12 protein-coding genes are annotated in these 17,149 nt (G+C 66.6%); 5 read left to right on the top strand and 7 right to left on the bottom strand.

Going from position 1 to position 17,149, the window contains the following annotated elements:
- Positions 1-25 precede the first annotated feature (25 nt).
- Positions 26-1,678 (top strand): PAS domain-containing sensor histidine kinase, encoded by a 1,653-nt coding sequence (locus ACIPG5_RS13795; protein WP_176517243.1) that lies wholly within the window; start codon positions 26-28, stop codon positions 1,676-1,678.
- Positions 1,679-1,749: 71 nt separating this feature from the next.
- A complete protein-coding gene (locus tag ACIPG5_RS13790) occupies positions 1,750-3,834 on the top strand; it encodes a PAS domain-containing protein (protein ID WP_401375639.1) in 2,085 nt (694 codons plus the stop codon).
- A 10-nt stretch (positions 3,835-3,844) separates the two neighbouring features.
- Here ACIPG5_RS13790 and ACIPG5_RS13785 read toward each other — a convergent pair whose 3' ends face one another.
- From ACIPG5_RS13785 to ACIPG5_RS13760, 6 genes are all read right to left on the bottom strand, one after another.
- Positions 3,845-4,591, bottom strand: a complete 747-nt coding sequence (locus ACIPG5_RS13785; RefSeq protein WP_401375636.1) for an SDR family oxidoreductase — start codon at positions 4,589-4,591, stop codon at positions 3,845-3,847.
- Positions 4,592-4,954: 363 nt separating this feature from the next.
- Positions 4,955-6,490: a DHA2 family efflux MFS transporter permease subunit gene (locus tag ACIPG5_RS13780; protein ID WP_401375633.1), complete on the bottom strand. Its 1,536-nt coding sequence runs from the start codon at positions 6,488-6,490 to the stop codon at positions 4,955-4,957.
- Entirely contained in the window at positions 6,487-7,680 is a 1,194-nt protein-coding gene (locus ACIPG5_RS13775) for an HlyD family secretion protein (RefSeq protein WP_176517315.1), read from the bottom strand. Before ACIPG5_RS13775 ends, ACIPG5_RS13780 begins: the two co-directional genes overlap by 4 nt.
- A 32-nt stretch (positions 7,681-7,712) precedes the next feature.
- Positions 7,713-8,186, bottom strand: coding sequence for a MarR family winged helix-turn-helix transcriptional regulator (locus tag ACIPG5_RS13770; protein WP_176517316.1), 474 nt, complete (start codon positions 8,184-8,186; stop codon positions 7,713-7,715).
- Between the two features lie 359 nt (positions 8,187-8,545).
- Positions 8,546-9,172 carry a response regulator transcription factor gene (locus ACIPG5_RS13765; protein WP_401375630.1) on the bottom strand — a complete coding sequence of 209 codons (627 nt, stop codon included), beginning with the start codon at positions 9,170-9,172 and terminating at the stop codon, positions 8,546-8,548.
- A 12-nt stretch (positions 9,173-9,184) separates the two neighbouring features.
- Positions 9,185-10,591 (bottom strand): sensor histidine kinase, encoded by a 1,407-nt coding sequence (locus ACIPG5_RS13760; RefSeq protein WP_401375627.1) that lies wholly within the window; start codon positions 10,589-10,591, stop codon positions 9,185-9,187.
- Between the two features lie 193 nt (positions 10,592-10,784).
- Here ACIPG5_RS13760 and ACIPG5_RS13755 point away from each other — a divergent pair, with 193 nt between their 5' ends.
- The 3 genes from ACIPG5_RS13755 (at position 10,785) to ACIPG5_RS13745 (ending at position 15,502) form a co-directional block, all read left to right on the top strand.
- Positions 10,785-12,407 carry an acyl-CoA synthetase gene (locus ACIPG5_RS13755; RefSeq protein ID WP_401375624.1) on the top strand — a complete coding sequence of 541 codons (1,623 nt, stop codon included), beginning with the start codon at positions 10,785-10,787 and terminating at the stop codon, positions 12,405-12,407.
- A gap of 96 nt (positions 12,408-12,503) precedes the next feature.
- A complete protein-coding gene (locus ACIPG5_RS13750; protein ID WP_401375621.1) occupies positions 12,504-14,273 on the top strand; it encodes an acyl-CoA dehydrogenase C-terminal domain-containing protein in 1,770 nt (589 codons plus the stop codon).
- A gap of 221 nt (positions 14,274-14,494) precedes the next feature.
- Positions 14,495-15,502: a FecR family protein gene (locus ACIPG5_RS13745; RefSeq protein WP_401375619.1), complete on the top strand. Its 1,008-nt coding sequence runs from the start codon at positions 14,495-14,497 to the stop codon at positions 15,500-15,502.
- A 4-nt stretch (positions 15,503-15,506) separates the two neighbouring features.
- Here the strand turns inward: ACIPG5_RS13745 and ACIPG5_RS13740 are convergent, their stop codons facing one another.
- Entirely contained in the window at positions 15,507-16,826 is a 1,320-nt protein-coding gene (locus ACIPG5_RS13740; RefSeq protein ID WP_176517325.1) for a Na+/H+ antiporter family protein, read from the bottom strand.
- Positions 16,827-17,149 lie beyond the last annotated feature (323 nt).

Below are 17,149 nucleotides of genomic sequence, written 5' to 3'. Positions count from 1 at the left end.
ACGACCCGCAAACCGGAGCGTTCCCATGCCGCAGGATCAGCCCGCCCTCAGCATCGAGCAGCTTCAGGCGAAGGTTGCCGAGCTTGAAGCGCAATGCGCGCAACGCATCGACCAGGCCCAGGCCAACAACAAGCTGCTGGGCGAACTGGTCGATCACAGCGTGGCCAATGTGTTCGCCGCCGACCGCAGCCTGCGCCTGCTGGCCATCAACCGCACCGCGCAGGAAACCTTCAAGCGCTACCGCGGCTTCGCGCCCAAGGTGGGCGACCACATCCCGCAGTTTCTGGCCGGGCAAGCGGACATCACCCACCAACTCGAACCGGTATGGCCAAGGGTGCTGGCCGGCGAAGCCTTCGTCGATGTCATCAGCCTGGGCCCGGCCGACCTGCACCGTCACTACGAGGTGCGCTACACCCCGCTGCGCGACGCGCAAGGGCAGATCCAGGGCGGCTACCTGTTCGCCTATGACATCACCGAGCGGGTGGTCGAGCAGAAGCGCTTGCGGGAAACCGAAGAGGCCTTGCGCCAATCGCAGAAAATGGAAGCGGTCGGGCAACTGACCGGTGGCATCGCCCACGACTTCAACAACCTTTTGGGCGGCATTCTCGCCGCCCTGGAAATGGCCGAGCAGCGGCAAAGCGAACATCGCCTGGCCGACAGCCAGCGCCTGCTCAGCACCGCGCGGCACAACACCGAGCGCGCCGCTACGCTGGTCCAGCGCCTGCTGGCTTTCGCCCGCCAGCAGAAGCTGGTGCCCCAAGCCGTGGACGTGCAACTGCTGGTAGAAGGCATGCGCGACCTGATCAACAGCTCGCTCGCCTCGCACATCAGCTTCAGCGACGAAACCCTGCCCGGCCAATGGCTGGTGCGCATCGACCCGCCACAGCTGGAAAACGCCTTGCTCAACCTCTGCCTGAATGCCCGCGACGCCATGCTCTTGGGCGGCTCGCTGCGCATCGGCTGCGAAAACGCCCCGCTCGACGAGGAGCAGGCGCGAGCCCTGGAGCTTGCACCCGGCCAGTACCTGCGGATCACCGTCAGCGACAATGGCGCGGGCATGACCGCGCAGGTGGCGCAACGTGCGCTCGAGCCGTTTTTCACCACCAAACCACTGGGCCAAGGGTCCGGGCTGGGGCTGTCGATCGTGTACGGCTTCGTTCGCCAGTCCGGCGGCCAGCTGCGCATCACCAGCACACCGGGGCAAGGCACCCGGGTCGCCCTGTACCTGCCCAGGGATTACGACGCCCTGGTCGCGGCGGCGGAGCGCCCGATAGTGGCCCCCACCCGCGAGCCAAGCCGGCATCGGGTGATGCTGGTGGAAGACCAGGACACCCTGCGCCTGCTGATCGGCGAAGTGCTCGAGGACAGCGGCCACGAAGTGCACGTGTTCGCCGACGGCCAAACTGCGCTCAATGCCCTGCACGGGGGGCTGCAACCTGACCTGCTGATTACCGACATCGGCCTGCCCGGCGGCGTCGATGGCCATCAGCTGGCCGCCACCTGCCTGAGCTCGCCTGGCGAAGTGGCAGTGCTGTTCATCACCGGCTACAGCGAATGGAAGGGCAAGAACAAGACCTGGCCCAACGGCCGCACCGACTTGCTCTACAAGCCATTCGCCCTGTCCGTGCTCAAGCAGCACGTCGACCGCCTGCTGGGAAACCTGCGCAACACCCGGTAAGCCGCTATGCACCTGGCACAGGGCAGGCTAAAGTCATTGCCAGTCAGTTCAGTTTTCTGTCGGAAGTCGGCATGCCATCGCGCGATCCACTCGCCCTGCAACAGCAAATCGAAGCACTCCAGCAGCGCAACGCGCAACTGGAGGCCCGCCTGGTACAGCGCCAGGACCAGGACCAGAACATCTACCGCTTTCTGTTCGACACCATGGACGAAGGCTTCTGCATCATCGAGTTCTTCGATGGCCCCCACGGCCCGCTCAGCGATTACGTGCACGTGCTGGCCAACGCCGCGTACGCCAAGCACGCCGGCATTCCCAACGTGGTCGGCAAGAAGCTGCGCGAAATGGTGGCCGACGAGGCCGATGTCTGGGTGCAACGCTACGGGGGGGTGCTGCGCACCGGCCAGCCATTGCAGTTCGAGCAGGAGCTGGTGGCCACCGGCCACGTACTGTCGGTGACCACGTTTCGCGTCGAGCCGCCCGAGCGGCGCCAGGTGGCGGTGCTGTTCAAGGATGTGACCGCGCGGCGCATGGCCGAACAGGCCTTGCAACAGCTCAACGAAGAGCTCGAACAACGGGTCAGCGCGGCGCTGGCCGAGCGCCGCCTGTTCGCCGAGCTGGTCGAGCAGTCGGTGGTCAACGTCCATGTGATCGACAATGGCATGCGCTGGCTGGCGGTCAACCGCCAGGCCAAGCAGGACTTTCACACGCTCTACGGCCACACGCCGGAAGTGGGCGAGTACATGCCAAGCCTGATGGACAACGCCCCAACCGATTCCCAGCAGGCCCTGGCCTTCTGGCGCCGCGCACTGGGCGGCGAGCGCTTCATCGAGATCGCCGCCTTCGGCCCGGAGCACGACCGGCGCCATTACGAACTGCGCTTCAATGCCCTGCGCGACCAGGACGGCAGCGTGCAAGGCGCCTACCTGTTCGCCTACGAGATCAGTGATCGGGTCAAGGAACAGCAGCGCCTGGCCAAGGCCGAGCAAGCGCTGCGCCAGGCGCAGAAGATGGAAGCCGTCGGCCAGCTCAGCGGCGGTATCGCCCACGACTTCAACAACCTGCTGGGCAGCATCCTCAATGCCCAGGAGCTGATGCAGCAACGCCTGCAGCAAGAGCGCCACGACGAACTGGCGCCGTTGCTGGCGCTGTCCAACAGCTCCGCGCAACGGGCCTCCTCGCTGGTGCACCGGTTGCTGGCCTTCTCCCGCCAGCAGACCTTGCAACCCACTGCCACCCAGGTCACGGCACTGGTCACCGGCATGGAGGAGCTGCTGCGCCGCACCATTGGCCCGGCCATCAGCCTGCACAGCCACTTCGACAGTGCCTTGTGGCCGACCTTCATCGACCCGCCGCAACTGGAAAGCGCGCTGCTCAACCTGTGCATCAATGCCCGCGATGCGCTGCCGGCGGGCGGTGTGATCGACATCCTCGGCGAAAACATCAGCCTCGAAGGCGAGCAGGCGCGGCTGCTGGAACTGCCCGCCGGCGACTACCTGCGCCTGAGCGTGGTGGACAATGGCCGAGGCATGAGCGCAGACATCGCCGCGCGGGCGCTGGACCCGTTCTTCTCGACCAAGCCCATGGGCCAGGGCACCGGCCTGGGGCTGTCGATGACCTACGGCTTCGTGCGCCAGTCAGGTGGCCAACTGCGCCTGCTGTCGACGCCAGGCAGCGGTACCCGCGTAGAGCTGTACCTGCCGCGCCATCATCAGCACGCACAACCGCCGGCCCCTGCGTCAGCGGCTGGGCTGCAACAGGCGCGCCGCGAGCCATGTGCGGGTGGGCAACGCATTGTGCTGGTTGAGGACCAGGCCGCGCTGCGCATGATCGTTGGCGATGTGCTGGAAGAGCTGGGTTATCAGGTCGAGGCCTTCGAGGACGGCCCGGCCGCGCTGGCCCACCTGCAGGATGCCGAGCGCCCGGACCTGCTGCTCAGCGACATCGGCCTGCCCGGTGGGCTCAATGGCCGCCAGTTGGCCGAACGTTGCCGGCAGCAGCACCCCGACCTCAAGGTGCTGTTCATCACCGGCTACGATGAAAGTGCCGCGCTCAACGACGGGCAATTGCTGCAAGGTACCAGCGTGCTGACCAAGCCCTTCGAACTGCAGGCCCTGGCCGAGCGCGTGCAGCAGTTGCTGGACGGCCAGTTGCCCTGAGCCGCCTGGGTCAGCGCCCGCCGCCCAGGTCGAGGAAGCTGCCGGTGGAATAGGACGCCTTCTCCGACAGCAGCCAGAGAATCGCCTCGGCCACTTCTTCGGGCTGGCCACCGCGGCCCATGGGCAAGCCGGCTTCGAGCTTGCTCACCCGGTCGGCGTCACCGGACAGCGCGTGGAAGCCGGTGTGGATGTAGCCCGGGCGCACACCGTTGACCCGCACGCCCTCGCCTGCGACTTCCTTGGCCAGGCCCAGGGTGAAGGTGTCCAGCGCACCCTTGGAGGCGGCGTAGTCGACATATTCGTTGGGCGAGCCCAGGCGGGCGGCGACCGACGACACATTGACGATCGCCCCGCCCTGGCCGCCATGCCGGCGTGACATGCGTAGCAAGGCGTGCTTGGCGCACAGCATCGGGCCGACGACGTTGGTCTTCATCACCTTGAGCAGGCGAAACTCCGACATGTCCTCGACGCGGCTCTGCTGGCCGATGGTGCCGGCGTTGTTGACCAGCGCGGTGACCGGGCCGAGTTCGTGATCGACGCGGTGGAACAGCTGGATCACCTCGTCCTCGACACTGGCATCGGCACGCACGCAGATGGCCTCGGCGCCCAGTGCACGCACCTGGGCCAGCAGCTGTTCGGCGGCCTGGTCGTCGGCGTGGTAGTTGATGCAGATGCGGTAGCCCTGCCGGGCGGCCTGCAACGCGGTGGCGGCGCCGATGCCACGGCTGGCGCCGGTGATGACGATGACTTTCTCCATGAAACTGCCAATCGTGTAGGAAAGGAGCCTCGACAATAGGGGAAAAGTTATTTCATGGGAATAGATTGGGTTGGGGCTGGTGGGGCTTGGCTTGAGGGGTGGGGTGAGGCAGAAATCGAGCGCCGCCCGCGCGGCGCATCGCGGATGAATCCGCTCCTACATTTGTTGCAACGTGCCTTTGCCTGATAGGCCATGGTTGCAAGCCTGGGTGGCACGACGCGATTTCTCGACGGGCGCTGAAAAGCGGACAACCATGGCCTGACAGACCGTGGCACGTTGCAACAAATGTAGGAGCGGATTCATCCGCGATGCGCCGCGCGGGCGGCGCGCGATCTCAACATCACCCCGCTCCCAAGGCGAACCTCAATGCCCCGCCGACGCCGGGCCCGCCTTGGCGGTAAAGGGTGGCTTGGCCAGCCACACCAGCAGGATCAACCCCGCGAACACCCAGGTCATCAAGGTGAAGTAATCCACCGTCGACATCATGTAGGCCTGCCCGTTGAGTATCTGCTCGAGCTGCGCGTAACTCTGCGGGCTGGCCCCGCACATGTGCTCCAGCGTGTGCCGCGTGGCCGGCTCGAATTCGCTGATGTGCTCGCTCAGGTAGGCATGGTGCTGGTCGGCGCGGCGGATCCAGATCCACGTCGTCAGCGACGCGGCAAAGCTGCCGCCCAGGGTGCGCAGGAAGGTTGCCAGCCCCGAGCCGTCGGCAATCTGCTGCGGCGGCAGGTCCGACAGCAGGATGCTCAAGGTCGGCATGAAGAACAGCGCCACGCCAATGCCCATGAACAACTGCACCAGGGCAATGTGCTGGAAGTCCACCTCGCTGGTGAAGCCGGCGCGCATGTAGCAGCTGCCGCCAATCGCCAGGAACGCCAGCCCCGCCAGCACCCGCAAGTCGAAGCGGTGCGCGTACTTGCCCACGAACGGCGACATGATCACCGGCAACAGCCCGATCGGTGCCACGGCCAGCCCCGCCCAGGTGGCGGTGTAGCCCATCTGCGTCTGCAGCCACTGCGGCAGGATCAGGTTGATGCCGAAGAACCCCGCGTAGCCCCCCACCAGCACCATCGTGCCGATGCGGAAATTGCGGTGCACGAACAATCGCAGGTTGACCACCGGGTGCCGGTCGGTGAGCTCCCAGATGATGAAGATGGCCAGGAACACCACCGAAATCAGGCTGCCGACAATGATGAACGACGACTCGAACCAGTCCAGGTCGTTGCCCTTGTCGAGCACCACCTGCAAGGCACCGACACCGACGATCAGGGTCAGCAGGCCGATGTAGTCCATCGGCTGGCGGCTGGTGACCACCGGCCGCGTGCGCATCTGCTGGCGCACCACGGCGGCGGCGAACAGGCCGATGGGCACGTTGATGAAGAAGATCCACGGCCAGCTGTAGCTGTCGGTGATCCAGCCGCCGAGGATGGGCCCGGCGATCGGCGCCACCACCGTGACCATCGCCAGCAACGCCAGGGCCATGCCGCGCTTGGCCGGCGGATAGACGGCAATCAGCAGGGTCTGGGTCATCGGGTACAGCGGCCCGGCCACCACCCCCTGCAGCACGCGAAAGCCCACCAGCTCCGGCATCGACTGGGCGATGCCGCAGAGGAAGGACGCCAGCACGAACAGCAGCGTGGCCCAGATGAACAGCTTCACCTCGCCAAAACGGCGGCTGAGCCAGCCGGTCAGCGGCAAGGCGATGGCGTTGCTCACCGCGAACGAGGTGATGACCCAGGTGCCCTGCTCGTAGCTCACCCCCAGGTTGCCGGAAATGGTCGGCAAGGCCACGTTGGCGATGGTGGTGTCGAGCACCTGCATGAAGGTCGCCAGCGACAGGCCGATGGTGGTCAGCAACAGGCTCGGCGGGGTGAACTGGGCCGGGGCGTTGTCGCTCATCGCTGGGCCGTCTTGCCGGTGGCGCTGTTTTCGTGGATCAGCCGGGCGATCAACTGGTCGGCCTCGCCCAGCTGGCGGTCATACACCTGGGTGCTGTAGCTGGCCTGCTGCGGCGGTTGCTGGGCCAGGGTCGGGCCGCTCTGGTCGTGCAGGTCGACCTCGACCACGGTGGACAGGCCGATGCGCAGCGGGTGGTCCTTGAGCTGGTCGGGGCTCAGGTGGATGCGCACGGGCACGCGCTGGACGATCTTGATCCAGTTGCCGGTGGCGTTCTGTGCCGGCAACAGGGCAAACGCGCTGCCGGTACCGGCGCCCAGGCTGTCGACCGTGCCGCTGTACTTGACCTCGCCGCCATACAGGTCGGCGGTGACGTCCACCGGCTGGCCGATGCGCATGTTGCGCAGCTGGGTTTCCTTGAAGTTGGCGTCGATCCACACCTCGTCCAGCGGGATCACCGCCATGGTCGCGGTACCCGGCTGCAGGCGCTGGCCAAGCTGCACGGTGCGCTTGGCCACGTAGCCTGTGACCGGCGCCACCAGGGTGGTGCGGGCGTGGTCGAGGTAGGCCTGGCGCAAGTCGGCGGCGGCCGCCATGACCTCGGGGTGCGAGGACACCACGGTGTCGTCGACCAGTGCGCTGCTGGTGTTCAGTTGCTGGCGGGCGCTGTTGACGGCGGCCTGGGCCACGGTCAGGTCATCGCGCGAATGGGAGATTTCCTCGGCAGCGATTGCGCCGCTGTCGGCCAGCACCTTGCGCCGGTTGTAGTTCTGCTGGGCCTTCTGCAGCTCGGCCTGGCGGGTTTCCAGCTGGGCCTTGAGCGAATCGACGTTGCTGTACAGGCCACGTACCTGGCGCACGGTGCGCGCAAGCTTGGCTTCGGCCGACTGCAGGGCGACTTCGCTGTCGGAGGGGTCGAACTGCAGCAGCACCTGGCCTGCATGCACCAGGTCACCGTCGTCGGCGCCGATGCTGGTGACGGTGCCGGTCACCAGCGGGGTGATTTCCACCACGTTGCCGTTGACGTAGGCGTCATCGGTGCTCTCGTGCCAGCGCCCGACCAGGCTGTACCAGGCCCAGGTGCCTGCGCCGCCGAGCAGCACCAGCAGCAGCAGGCCGAGCAGCCAGACCTTGCGCTTGCGCGAAGGCTGCGGTGCTTCGGGGGGAGTGGAGGTGTCTGCGGGAGTGGCCATGGGGAGTACCTAGTGAATATGCGTAACAGGGTTCAACGGTCGCCGAAGCGGCGTGTCGTCAGGGGGTCGCCGGCACCGAGCAGAACCTTGGCCAGCAAGCCTTCGAGGGCCTTGAGTTCGTCAGGCTGCAGCACGCCGACCAGTTCGTTCATCGCCGCCGCGCCGATCTCCGGCAAGCGGTCGGCCAGGCGCTGGCCGTCGGCGGTCAGTGCCAGGCGCACCTGGCGGCGGTCATCGGCGCAGCGGTTGCGCAGGATCAGGCCCTTGTGCTCGAGGCGATCGAGCATGCGGGTCATCGAACCGCTGTCCAGGCCCAGGTAGCGGCACAGCTCGGCCGGGGTGTCCACCTGGTACTGGGTGACGATGATCAACACCTTGAACTGCGCGGCGGTGACGCCCTCTGATTCGAGGTGCCAATCGAGAATGCGGTCCTTGAGGATCGCCGCCCGGCCCAGCAGCATGCCGATGGCGCAGGTCTGGAAGTTTTCCGGGGTGAAATGGGACATCGGCGGTGGGCTCGGGCAATTGTTTAAAAATATTACTGCCTAGGCAGTGAATGTCAAAGCCTTGATTAGTGGGCTAACTAAAATTTCATGTCGGGTGCTTGGAAATTTGCGGGGATGCGGATATCGCGCGCCGCCCGCGCGGCGCATCGCGGATAAATCCGCTCCTACATTTGTTGCAACGTGCCACGGTCTGCCAGGCCATGGTTGTCCGCCTTTGGCGCCCGCCGAGAAATTGCGTCGTACAAACAAGGCTGGCAACCATGGCCTATCAGGCATTGGTACGTTGCAACAAATGTGGGAGCGGATTTATCCGCGATGCGCCGCGCGGGCGGCGCTCGATTTACGCACCAGCAAAAACCTCAAGCCCTCCCCCCCAAGGCCTCCACCGCGCCGCAGGCAATGGCCATGCCCACCAACTCCGCCAAACTCCCGGCCTGCAACCGCTTCATCACCCGCCCCCGGTACAGATCCACGGTCTTCACGCTGACCCCCAAGCGCTCGGCAATCTCCCGGTTGTTCAACCCCTGCGCCAACGGCACGAACACATCCCGCTCGCGCGGCGTCAGCCCATCGATCCGCGCCTGCACCTGCGCCAGCGCCTGGTCGCCCTTGCGCGCCTGCCCTGCCCGCTCCAGCGCCGCCTGCACGCTGTCGAGCAGCAACTGGTCGTTGTACGGTTTCTCGATGAAATCGCAGGCCCCGGCCTTGAACGCCCGCACCACGATCGGCACATCGGCGTGGCCGCTGACGAAAATCACCGGGATCGCCAAGCCGCGCTCGCGCATCGCCTGCTGCACCGCCAAGCCGCCCAGCCCCGGCATGCGCACATCCAGCAGCACACAGGCCGGCCCGTCATCGGCACAGGCTTCGAGAAACGCCTGGCCACTGGCGAACGCCAAGGCCTCAAGCCCCACCGACTCCAGCAGCCACACCGTCGAATCGCGCATGCCCTGGTCGTCATCGACCACATAAACCTTCGCTTGCACCCTGCCTTCTCCTTATCCCCTGCTCACTGCCAGCCGGCAGCACAGCACCAGCCCACCGGTTTCACCTGCACGCGCCCACAAGCTGCCGCCAAAGCCCTCGATCAGGCTGCGGCTCATGCTCAACCCCAGCCCAAGCCCCTCGGCCTTGCTGGTATGGAACGGCGTGAAGATCGCCTCCAGGCGCTCCGGCGCCACGCCCGGCCCCTGGTCGGCCACCTCCACCAGCACCCCGTCGCCATCGCGCACGGCGCCGAGCAGGATACGCGACGGCTGTTCGCCCTGCTGCTCGCGGTTGGCGTCGATGGCGTTGCGCAGCAGGTTGAGCAGCACTTGCTCGAGCAACACCCGGTCGGCGAACACCGCAGGCATCTGCCCGGCGATGCGCAGCTCGACACTCACTTGCTCGCGCGCCGCCTCCCAGGCGCACAGGCGCATGGCTTCGGCCACCACCTCGGCCAGGTCGACCGCCTCCAGGCGCCGCGGGCCCTTGCGCAAAAAAGCCCGCAGGCGGCGGATCACCTCGGCGGCGTGGGTGGCCTGCTCGGTGATGCGCTGCAAGCCCTGGGCGACCCGTTCGCGCGCCTGCGGGTCGCGCTCCAGCCCTTGCAGGTAGCGCTGGCTGGCATTGGCGTAGTTGACCACCGCCGCCAGCGGCTGGTTGATCTCGTGGGCGATGCCCGATGCCAATTCGCCCAAGGTCGCCAGGCGGGCGCTGTGGGCGAGGTTTTCCTGGGCTTCGATGCGCAGGGTGATGTCGCGCGACACGGCAACCACCTCCACCACCGCGCCGGTGTAGGTTTCGCGGATCGCCCGGCTGGCGATCTCGAACCAGCGGTAGCCACCGCTGGCATGGCGTACCCGGCAGGTCATGGTGTGGTAGCCATCCTGATCCAGTGCGGCGGCGGCCTGGCGCAGGGCCTGGCGGCGCTCACGCGGGTGCAGCAAGGCCAGCACCGGCGTGCCGCGCAACTGCTCGGGCCACAGGCCGAGCAGGCGGTAGGCGGCCGGTGACGCATCGAGAAAGCGGCCATCGGGGCTGTGCCGGGAGATCAGGTCGGTGGTGTTCTCGATGATCAGCCGATACAGGCGCCGGGCGCGGTTGGCTTCACGGGCGGCCTGGCGCTCGTCGCTGGCCTCGCGGCAGCGGGCCAGCACCTGCTGGCCCTGGTCATCGGGGATGAACGTCCACAGCACGATACGCTCGCCCACCTGGGTTTCCACCTCGGCAATCGCGCGGTGCTGGCGCAGGCAGGCGCGCACCAGTGCCGGGCAATTGCTGGGCAGCCAGCCAGCCAGCGGCGGGCCGCCCTGGATCAGCGCCTGCAAGGCGGGGTTGAGCGCCAGCGCGCGGGCATCGGCGGCCAGCAGCAGGCTCGGTTGTGGGTCCTTGGCAAGCAAGGCAGTGGGGGTGGTTTCCACGGCAAAGGCTCTTTTTATAGTAGTTTTACTATATTGCTATAGTCGATATTCCATCTACCATAGCGGCTCGCGTAAAACTGCGACAGGGGCATGCGGCCAATCGGCGCGCTGCCCGCACCCTGAACAGAGCTAACAATCAGCCACCGGGGGCCACATGCACAGGCTGCGTGTGCCTCCTACACAGGACTTTTGCATGTCGATCTTCTCCCAGGGCCTGATGCCCGCTGCCGTCAACCATGTCGCCCTGACCCCGCTGAGCTTCATCGAGCGCACCGCTGCCGTGTACGGCAACTACCCGGCAGTGATCCACGGCGCCATCCGCCGCGACTGGCGCCAGACCTACCAGCGCTGCCGAAGCCTGGCCAGTGCCCTGGCCGGGCGGGGCATCGGCCGCGGCGACACGGTGGCGGTGATGCTGCCCAACACCCCGGCGATGCTCGAGGCGCACTTCGGCGTGCCGATGATCGGCGCCGTGCTCAATACCCTCAACGTGCGCCTGGACGCCGAAGCCATCGCCTTCATGCTGCAGCATGGCGAGGCCAAGGTGCTGATCACCGACCGGGAGTTCCACGCGGTCATCGAAGCGGCCCTGGGCCTGCTCGAACACCCGCCGCTGGTGGTCGACGTGGATGACCCCGAATATGGCGAAGGCCGCGCCGTCAGCGACCTGGACTATGAAGCCCTGCTCGCCGAGGGCGACCCGGAGTTTGCCTGGGAATGGCCCGACGACGAGTGGCAGGCGATCTCGCTCAACTACACCTCCGGCACCACCGGCAACCCCAAGGGCGTGGTCTACCACCACCGCGGCGCCTACCTCAATGCCATCGGCAACCAGATGACCTGGGCCATGGGCCACCGCCCGGTGTACCTGTGGACCCTGCCGATGTTCCACTGCAACGGCTGGTGCTACCCCTGGACCATCACCGCACTGGCCGGCACCCACGTGTTCCTGCGCCGGGTCGATCCGCAGAAGATCCTCACCCTGATCCGCGAGCACCGGGTCACCCACCTGTGCGGTGCGCCCATCGTGCTCAACGCCCTGGTGAACATGCCCGAGGCGGCCAAGGCGGCCATCGAGCACCCGGTACAGGCCATGGTCGCCGGCGCCGCGCCGCCGGCGAAGGTGATCGGCGCCGTTGAAGAAATGGGCATCCACGTCACCCACACCTACGGCCTGACCGAGGTCTACGGCCCGGTCACGGTCTGCGCCTGGCACGATGAATGGCAGGACCTGCCGCTGGAGGACCGGGCGCGGATCAAGTCGCGCCAGGGCGTGCGCTACCCGACCCTCGACGGCCTGATGGTGGCCGACCCGCAAACCCTCGAACCGGTGGCGCGCGACGGCAACACCCTGGGCGAGATCTTCATGCGTGGCAACACGGTGATGAAGGGCTACCTGAAAAACCCCGAAGCCACCGCCGAGGCCTTCCGTGGCGGCTGGTTCCACACCGGTGACCTGGCGGTGTGGCATGCCGACGGCTATGTCGAGATCAAGGACCGGCTCAAGGACATCATCATTTCCGGCGGCGAGAACATCTCCACCATCGAGGTCGAGGACGCCCTCTACAAGCACCGCGCCGTGCTGGAAGCCGCGGTGGTTGCACGTGCCGATGAAAAGTGGGGCGAAACCCCCTGCGCCTTCGTCGCGCTCAAGCCGGGGCACGAAGATACCCGCGAGAGCGACATCATCGGCTGGTGCCGCGAACACCTGGCCGGGTTCAAGGTGCCCAAGACCGTGGTGTTCGGCGAACTGCCCAAGACCTCGACCGGCAAGATCCAGAAGTACGTGCTGCGCGACCGCGCCAAAGCCCTCTGAATCCGTAGCGGCCCCATCGCCGGCACCTGTGGGAGCCGGCTTGCCGGCGATGAGGCCCGCCCACACACCCCACCTCCTTTGCCCGAGCCACCTGCCATGACCGACTACACCGCCCCCCTGCGCGACATGCGCTTCATTCTCCACGAGGTATTCCAGGGCCCTGCCCTGTGGGCCCGCCTGCCCGCCCTGGCCGAGCGCGTCGATGGCGAAACCGCCGACGCCATCCTCGAGGAGGCCGCCAAGGTCACCGCCAACCTGATCGCCCCGCTCAGCCGCAACGGCGACGAACAAGGCGTGCACTTCGACGCAGGCAACGTCACCACCCCCGACGGTTTCCGCGAAGCCTGGCGCACCTACCGCGAAGGCGGCTGGGTCGGCCTGGGCGGCAACCCCGAGTACGGCGGCATGGGCATGCCGAAAATGCTCGGCGTGCTGTTCGAAGAAATGCTCTACGCCGCCGACTGCAGCTTCAGCCTGTATTCGGCGCTGAGCGCCGGCAGCTGCCTGGCCATCGACGCCCACGCCAGCGACGCGCTCAAGGCCACCTACCTGCCGCCGCTGTACGAAGGCCGCTGGGCCGGCACCATGTGCCTGACCGAACCCCACGCCGGCACCGACCTGGGCCTGATCCGCACCCGCGCCGAGCCCCAGGCCGACGGCAGCTACCGCATCAGCGGCAGCAAGATCTTCATCACCGGCGGCGAGCAGGACCTGACCGAGAACATCGTCCACCTGGTGCTGGCCAAGCTGCCCGATGCCCCGGCCGGCGCCAAAGGCATCTCGCTGTTCCTGGTGCCCAAATACCCGGTAGCCGCCGATGGCAGCCTGGGGCCGCGCAACGCCGCGCACTGCGGCTCGATCGAACACAAGATGGGCATCAAGGCCTCGGCCACCTGCGTGATGAACTTCGACGGCGCCAGCGGCTACCTGGTGGGCGAGCCGAACAAGGGCCTGGCGGCGATGTTCACCATGATGAATTACGAACGCCTGTCCATCGGCATCCAGGGCATCGGTTGCGCCGAGGCCTCGTACCAGAGCGCCGCCCGCTATGCCAACGAACGCCTGCAGAGCCGCGCCGCAGCCGGCCCGCAGGCGCAGGACAAGGCCGCCGACCCGATCATCCACCACGGTGACGTGCGGCGCATGCTGCTGACCATGCGCACCCTCACCGAAGGCGGCCGCGCCTTCGCCGCCTACGTCGGCCAGCAGCTGGACCTGGCGCGCTACGCCGAGGACGCGGGCGAGCGCGAACATGCCCAGCGCCAGGTGGCCCTGCTCACCCCGGTGGCCAAGGCGTTCTTCACCGACAACGGCCTGGAAAGCTGCGTGCTCGGCCAGCAGGTGTTCGGCGGCCATGGCTACATCCGCGAATGGGGCCAGGAGCAGCGGGTGCGCGATGTGCGCATCGCGCAGATCTACGAAGGCACCAACGGCATCCAGGCCCTCGACCTGCTGGGGCGCAAGGTGCTCGCCGACGGCGGCCAGGCCATGGCAGGCTTTGCCGCCGAAGTGCGCGCCTTCTGCGTGGCTGCGCCGCTGCACCGCGATGCCCTGCAGGCCAGCCTGGTGCGCCTGGTGGCCACCAGCGAGTGGCTGAGCGCGCAGGTGAAGGCGGACCCCAACCTGGTCAGCAGCGTGGCGGTGGAGTACCTGCACCTGTTCGGCCTGACCGCCTACGCCTACATGTGGGCGCGCATGGCGGCGGTGGCCCAGGCCAGGCACGATGAAGAGCCGGCGTTCTATGGTGCCAAGCTTGCGGCGGCGCAGTTCTACTTCCAGCGTGTGCTGCCGCGTGGGCTGGCGTTGGAGGCGAGCATTCGTGCCGGCAGCGCCAGCCTTTATCGCATGGCGCCCGAGCAGTTCTGACTGCACTGGCCCTATCGCCGGCAAGCCGGCTCCCACAGCTGCTGCGCAGCGCTGTACCTGTGGGAGCCGGCTTGCCGGCGATAGGGCCGCGAAAGGTTCTCAAACGCGGCAATTACATTGCACAACCGACGAAAAACCTACATAACTGATAGTCATTCGCCATTACCTCGGTTCTCGGGACCCCCTGTGCAGGGGTAGAATGCGCAAAACCCGGAGCCGCAATGAACCACGACCGCCTCAATCCCAGCCCAGACGATGCCATTACCGACGCCGCCGCGCACTGGTGCATGCGCCTGCACGCCGACGATTGCACGCCGGGCGAGCGCGAGGCCTTCGCCCGCTGGCTGGCCGCCGACCCGCGCCACGCCGAGGAATACCAGGCGATGCTGGAGATCTGGGACACCGCCGACCTGCTGCCGCGCAGCGCCACGGTGATCGACTTCAACCCGCCAGCGGCGCCGGCTGCCCGGCGCCGCAACTGGCGCCCGCTGGCATCGGCCGCGGCGCTTGCCCTGCTGGCGTTGCCGCTGGCCGCCTGGGTGGGCTGGGAACAGGGCTGGGTGCCCAACCGCTACCAGCACTTCAGCGCCAGTGACAGCACCCAGGCCGTGGAGCTGAGCGACGGCAGCACGGTCGAGCTCAACCTCAACAGCGAGCTGACCTTCCTCAACTACAAGGACCGCCGCCAGGTCACGCTCAAGCGCGGCGAGGCGTTTTTCAAGGTGCGACATGACAGCGCACACCCCTTCATCGTGCACGCAGGCCACGGCCAGACGCGCGTGACCGGCACCCAGTTCAACGTGTGGAAGTACCAGGACCAGGTCAAGGTCACCCTGGTACAAGGCTCGGTGCTGGTCAGCAGCAATGGCAATACCGGCGGCTACCGCCTGGGCCCTGGCATGCAGGCCAGCTACCGCACCGGTGATTTCGAGCCGCAACTGGCCCAGAGCGACGACTACGGCCACAGCCTGGCCTGGCGCAGCGGCCAGCTGGTGCTCGACAACCTGAGCCTGGAGCAGGCCCTGCCGATCATCAACCGCTACCTCGAGGCGCCGCTGCTGCTGGCCGACGAGAGCACCGGGCACATTCGCATCAGCGGCATCTACAGCACCCGCGAAGTCGGGCGCCTGGTGGACAACCTGCCCAAGGTGCTGCCGGTCTACCTGACCCGCAGCAAGGACGGCAGCACCGTCCTCAACCGCATCTCGCCCCCGCCGCGCAAGGGCTGAGCCCTTACAGGGTCATCGCCGCCAACCAGCCAAAGGCCAGCAGTGGCAGGTTGTAATGCAGGAAGGTCGGCACCACGGTGTCCCAGATGTGGTGGTGCTGGCCGTCCACGTTCAGCCCCGAGGTCGGCCCCAGGGTCGAGTCCGATGCCGGCGAGCCCGCATCGCCCAGGGCACCGGCAGTGCCGACGATGCACACGGTGGCCAGCGGGTCGAAGCCCAGCTGCACGCACAACGGCACGAAGATCGCCGCCAGGATCGGCACCGTCGAGAACGACGAACCGATGCCCATGGTCACCAACAGCCCCACCAGCAGCATCAGCAAGGCGCCAATGCCCTTGCTGTGGTTGATCCACTGCGCCGACGCCTCGACCAGGCTCTTGACCTCGCCGGTGGCCTTCATCACGTCGGCGAAACCCGAGGCGGCGATCATGATGAAGCCGATCATGGCCATCATCTTCATGCCCTCGGTGAACAGGTCGTCGGTGTCTTTCCAGCGCACGATGCCCGACAGCGAAAAGATCAGAAAACCCACCATGGCGCCGATGATCATCGAGTCCAGCCACAGCTGCACGACAAACGCCGAGGCAATCGCCAGCCCCGCCACCAGCAGGGTCAGCGGGTTGTACTGCACGCTCACCTGCTCCACCTGCTCGATGCGCGCCAGGTCGTAGTCGCGCTTCTTGCGGTAGCTGATGAACACCGCGATCAACAGGCCGGCCAGCATGCCCGCCGCCGGGATGGCCATGGCATGGGTGACGTTGACCCCGCTCACATCGACCCCGGCGCGGGCGACGTTGGCCAGCAGAATCTGGTTGAGGAAGATGTTGCCAAAGCCCACCGGCAGGAACATGTACGGCGTGATCAGGCCAAAGGTGATGACGCAGGCGATCAGCCGGCGGTCGATGCGCAGGCGGGTCAGCACGTACAGCAGCGGCGGCACCAGCAGCGGGATGAAGGCGATGTGGATGGGCAGGATGTTCTGCGAGCACACCGCCACCACCAGCATCAGGCCGATCAGCAGCCACTTGACCTGGCCGCCGTTGGCATGGCCCTGGCGGTCGATCATGCTCAGGGCGCGGTCGGCCAGGGCATGGGCCAGGCCCGACTTGGCGATGGCCACGGCAAAGGCGCCGAGCAAGGCATACGACAACGCCACCGTGGCTCCCCCGCCCAGCCCGCCATTGAAGGCCTTGAGCGTGCCCTCAATCCCCAGCCCGCCCACCAGGCCGCCGACCAGCGCACCGATGATCAGGGCGATCACCACGTGCACCCGGGACAGGCTGAGTATCAGCATGATGCCGACAGCGGCAATCACAGCATTCATCGTTTGGTTTACCTCATGGCTGCAGACAAAAACCGCGCACTCTGAAGCAGTGGGGGGCGGATGTCAAAAGCGCCATGCTACGGCGCATTACACCGGCGCGGCCAATTTAAATTGAATGTTTGAATAAAGAAAAATTTGGGGGAACCGATATAGGGGGATGCGGGGTGCTTGGTTTGCGTTGGTTGGTGGTTTTGAGATCGAGCGCCGCCCGCGCGGCGCATCGCGGATAAATCCGCTCCTACATCTGTTGCAACGTGCCACGGTCTGTCAGGCCATGGTTGTCCGCCTTTGGTGCCCGCCGAGAAACCGCGTCGTGCCACCAA

Source organism: Pseudomonas sp. NPDC087029, assembly GCF_044745345.1.
GTDB lineage: Bacteria > Pseudomonadota > Gammaproteobacteria > Pseudomonadales > Pseudomonadaceae > Aquipseudomonas > Aquipseudomonas faucium.
The sequence above is the reverse complement of the archived record's forward strand: the minus strand, read 5'-3'. Positions and strand labels throughout refer to the sequence as shown.

Bases quoted from the DNA above. Each gene is read 5' to 3' on its own strand.
- ACIPG5_RS13795 (WP_176517243.1), top strand. From the start codon at position 26: ATGCCGCAGGATCAGCCCGCCCTCAGCATCGAGCAGCTTCAGGCGAAG.
- ACIPG5_RS13790 (WP_401375639.1), top strand. From the start codon at position 1,750: ATGCCATCGCGCGATCCACTCGCCCTGCAACAGCAAATCGAAGCACTC.
- ACIPG5_RS13785 (WP_401375636.1), bottom strand. From the start codon at position 4,591: ATGGAGAAAGTCATCGTCATCACCGGCGCCAGCCGTGGCATCGGCGCC.
- ACIPG5_RS13780 (WP_401375633.1), bottom strand. From the start codon at position 6,490: ATGAGCGACAACGCCCCGGCCCAGTTCACCCCGCCGAGCCTGTTGCTG.
- ACIPG5_RS13775 (WP_176517315.1), bottom strand. From the start codon at position 7,680: ATGGCCACTCCCGCAGACACCTCCACTCCCCCCGAAGCACCGCAGCCT.
- ACIPG5_RS13770 (WP_176517316.1), bottom strand. From the start codon at position 8,186: ATGTCCCATTTCACCCCGGAAAACTTCCAGACCTGCGCCATCGGCATG.
- ACIPG5_RS13755 (WP_401375624.1), top strand. From the start codon at position 10,785: ATGTCGATCTTCTCCCAGGGCCTGATGCCCGCTGCCGTCAACCATGTC.
- ACIPG5_RS13750 (WP_401375621.1), top strand. From the start codon at position 12,504: ATGACCGACTACACCGCCCCCCTGCGCGACATGCGCTTCATTCTCCAC.
- ACIPG5_RS13745 (WP_401375619.1), top strand. From the start codon at position 14,495: ATGAACCACGACCGCCTCAATCCCAGCCCAGACGATGCCATTACCGAC.
- ACIPG5_RS13740 (WP_176517325.1), bottom strand. From the start codon at position 16,826: ATGAATGCTGTGATTGCCGCTGTCGGCATCATGCTGATACTCAGCCTG.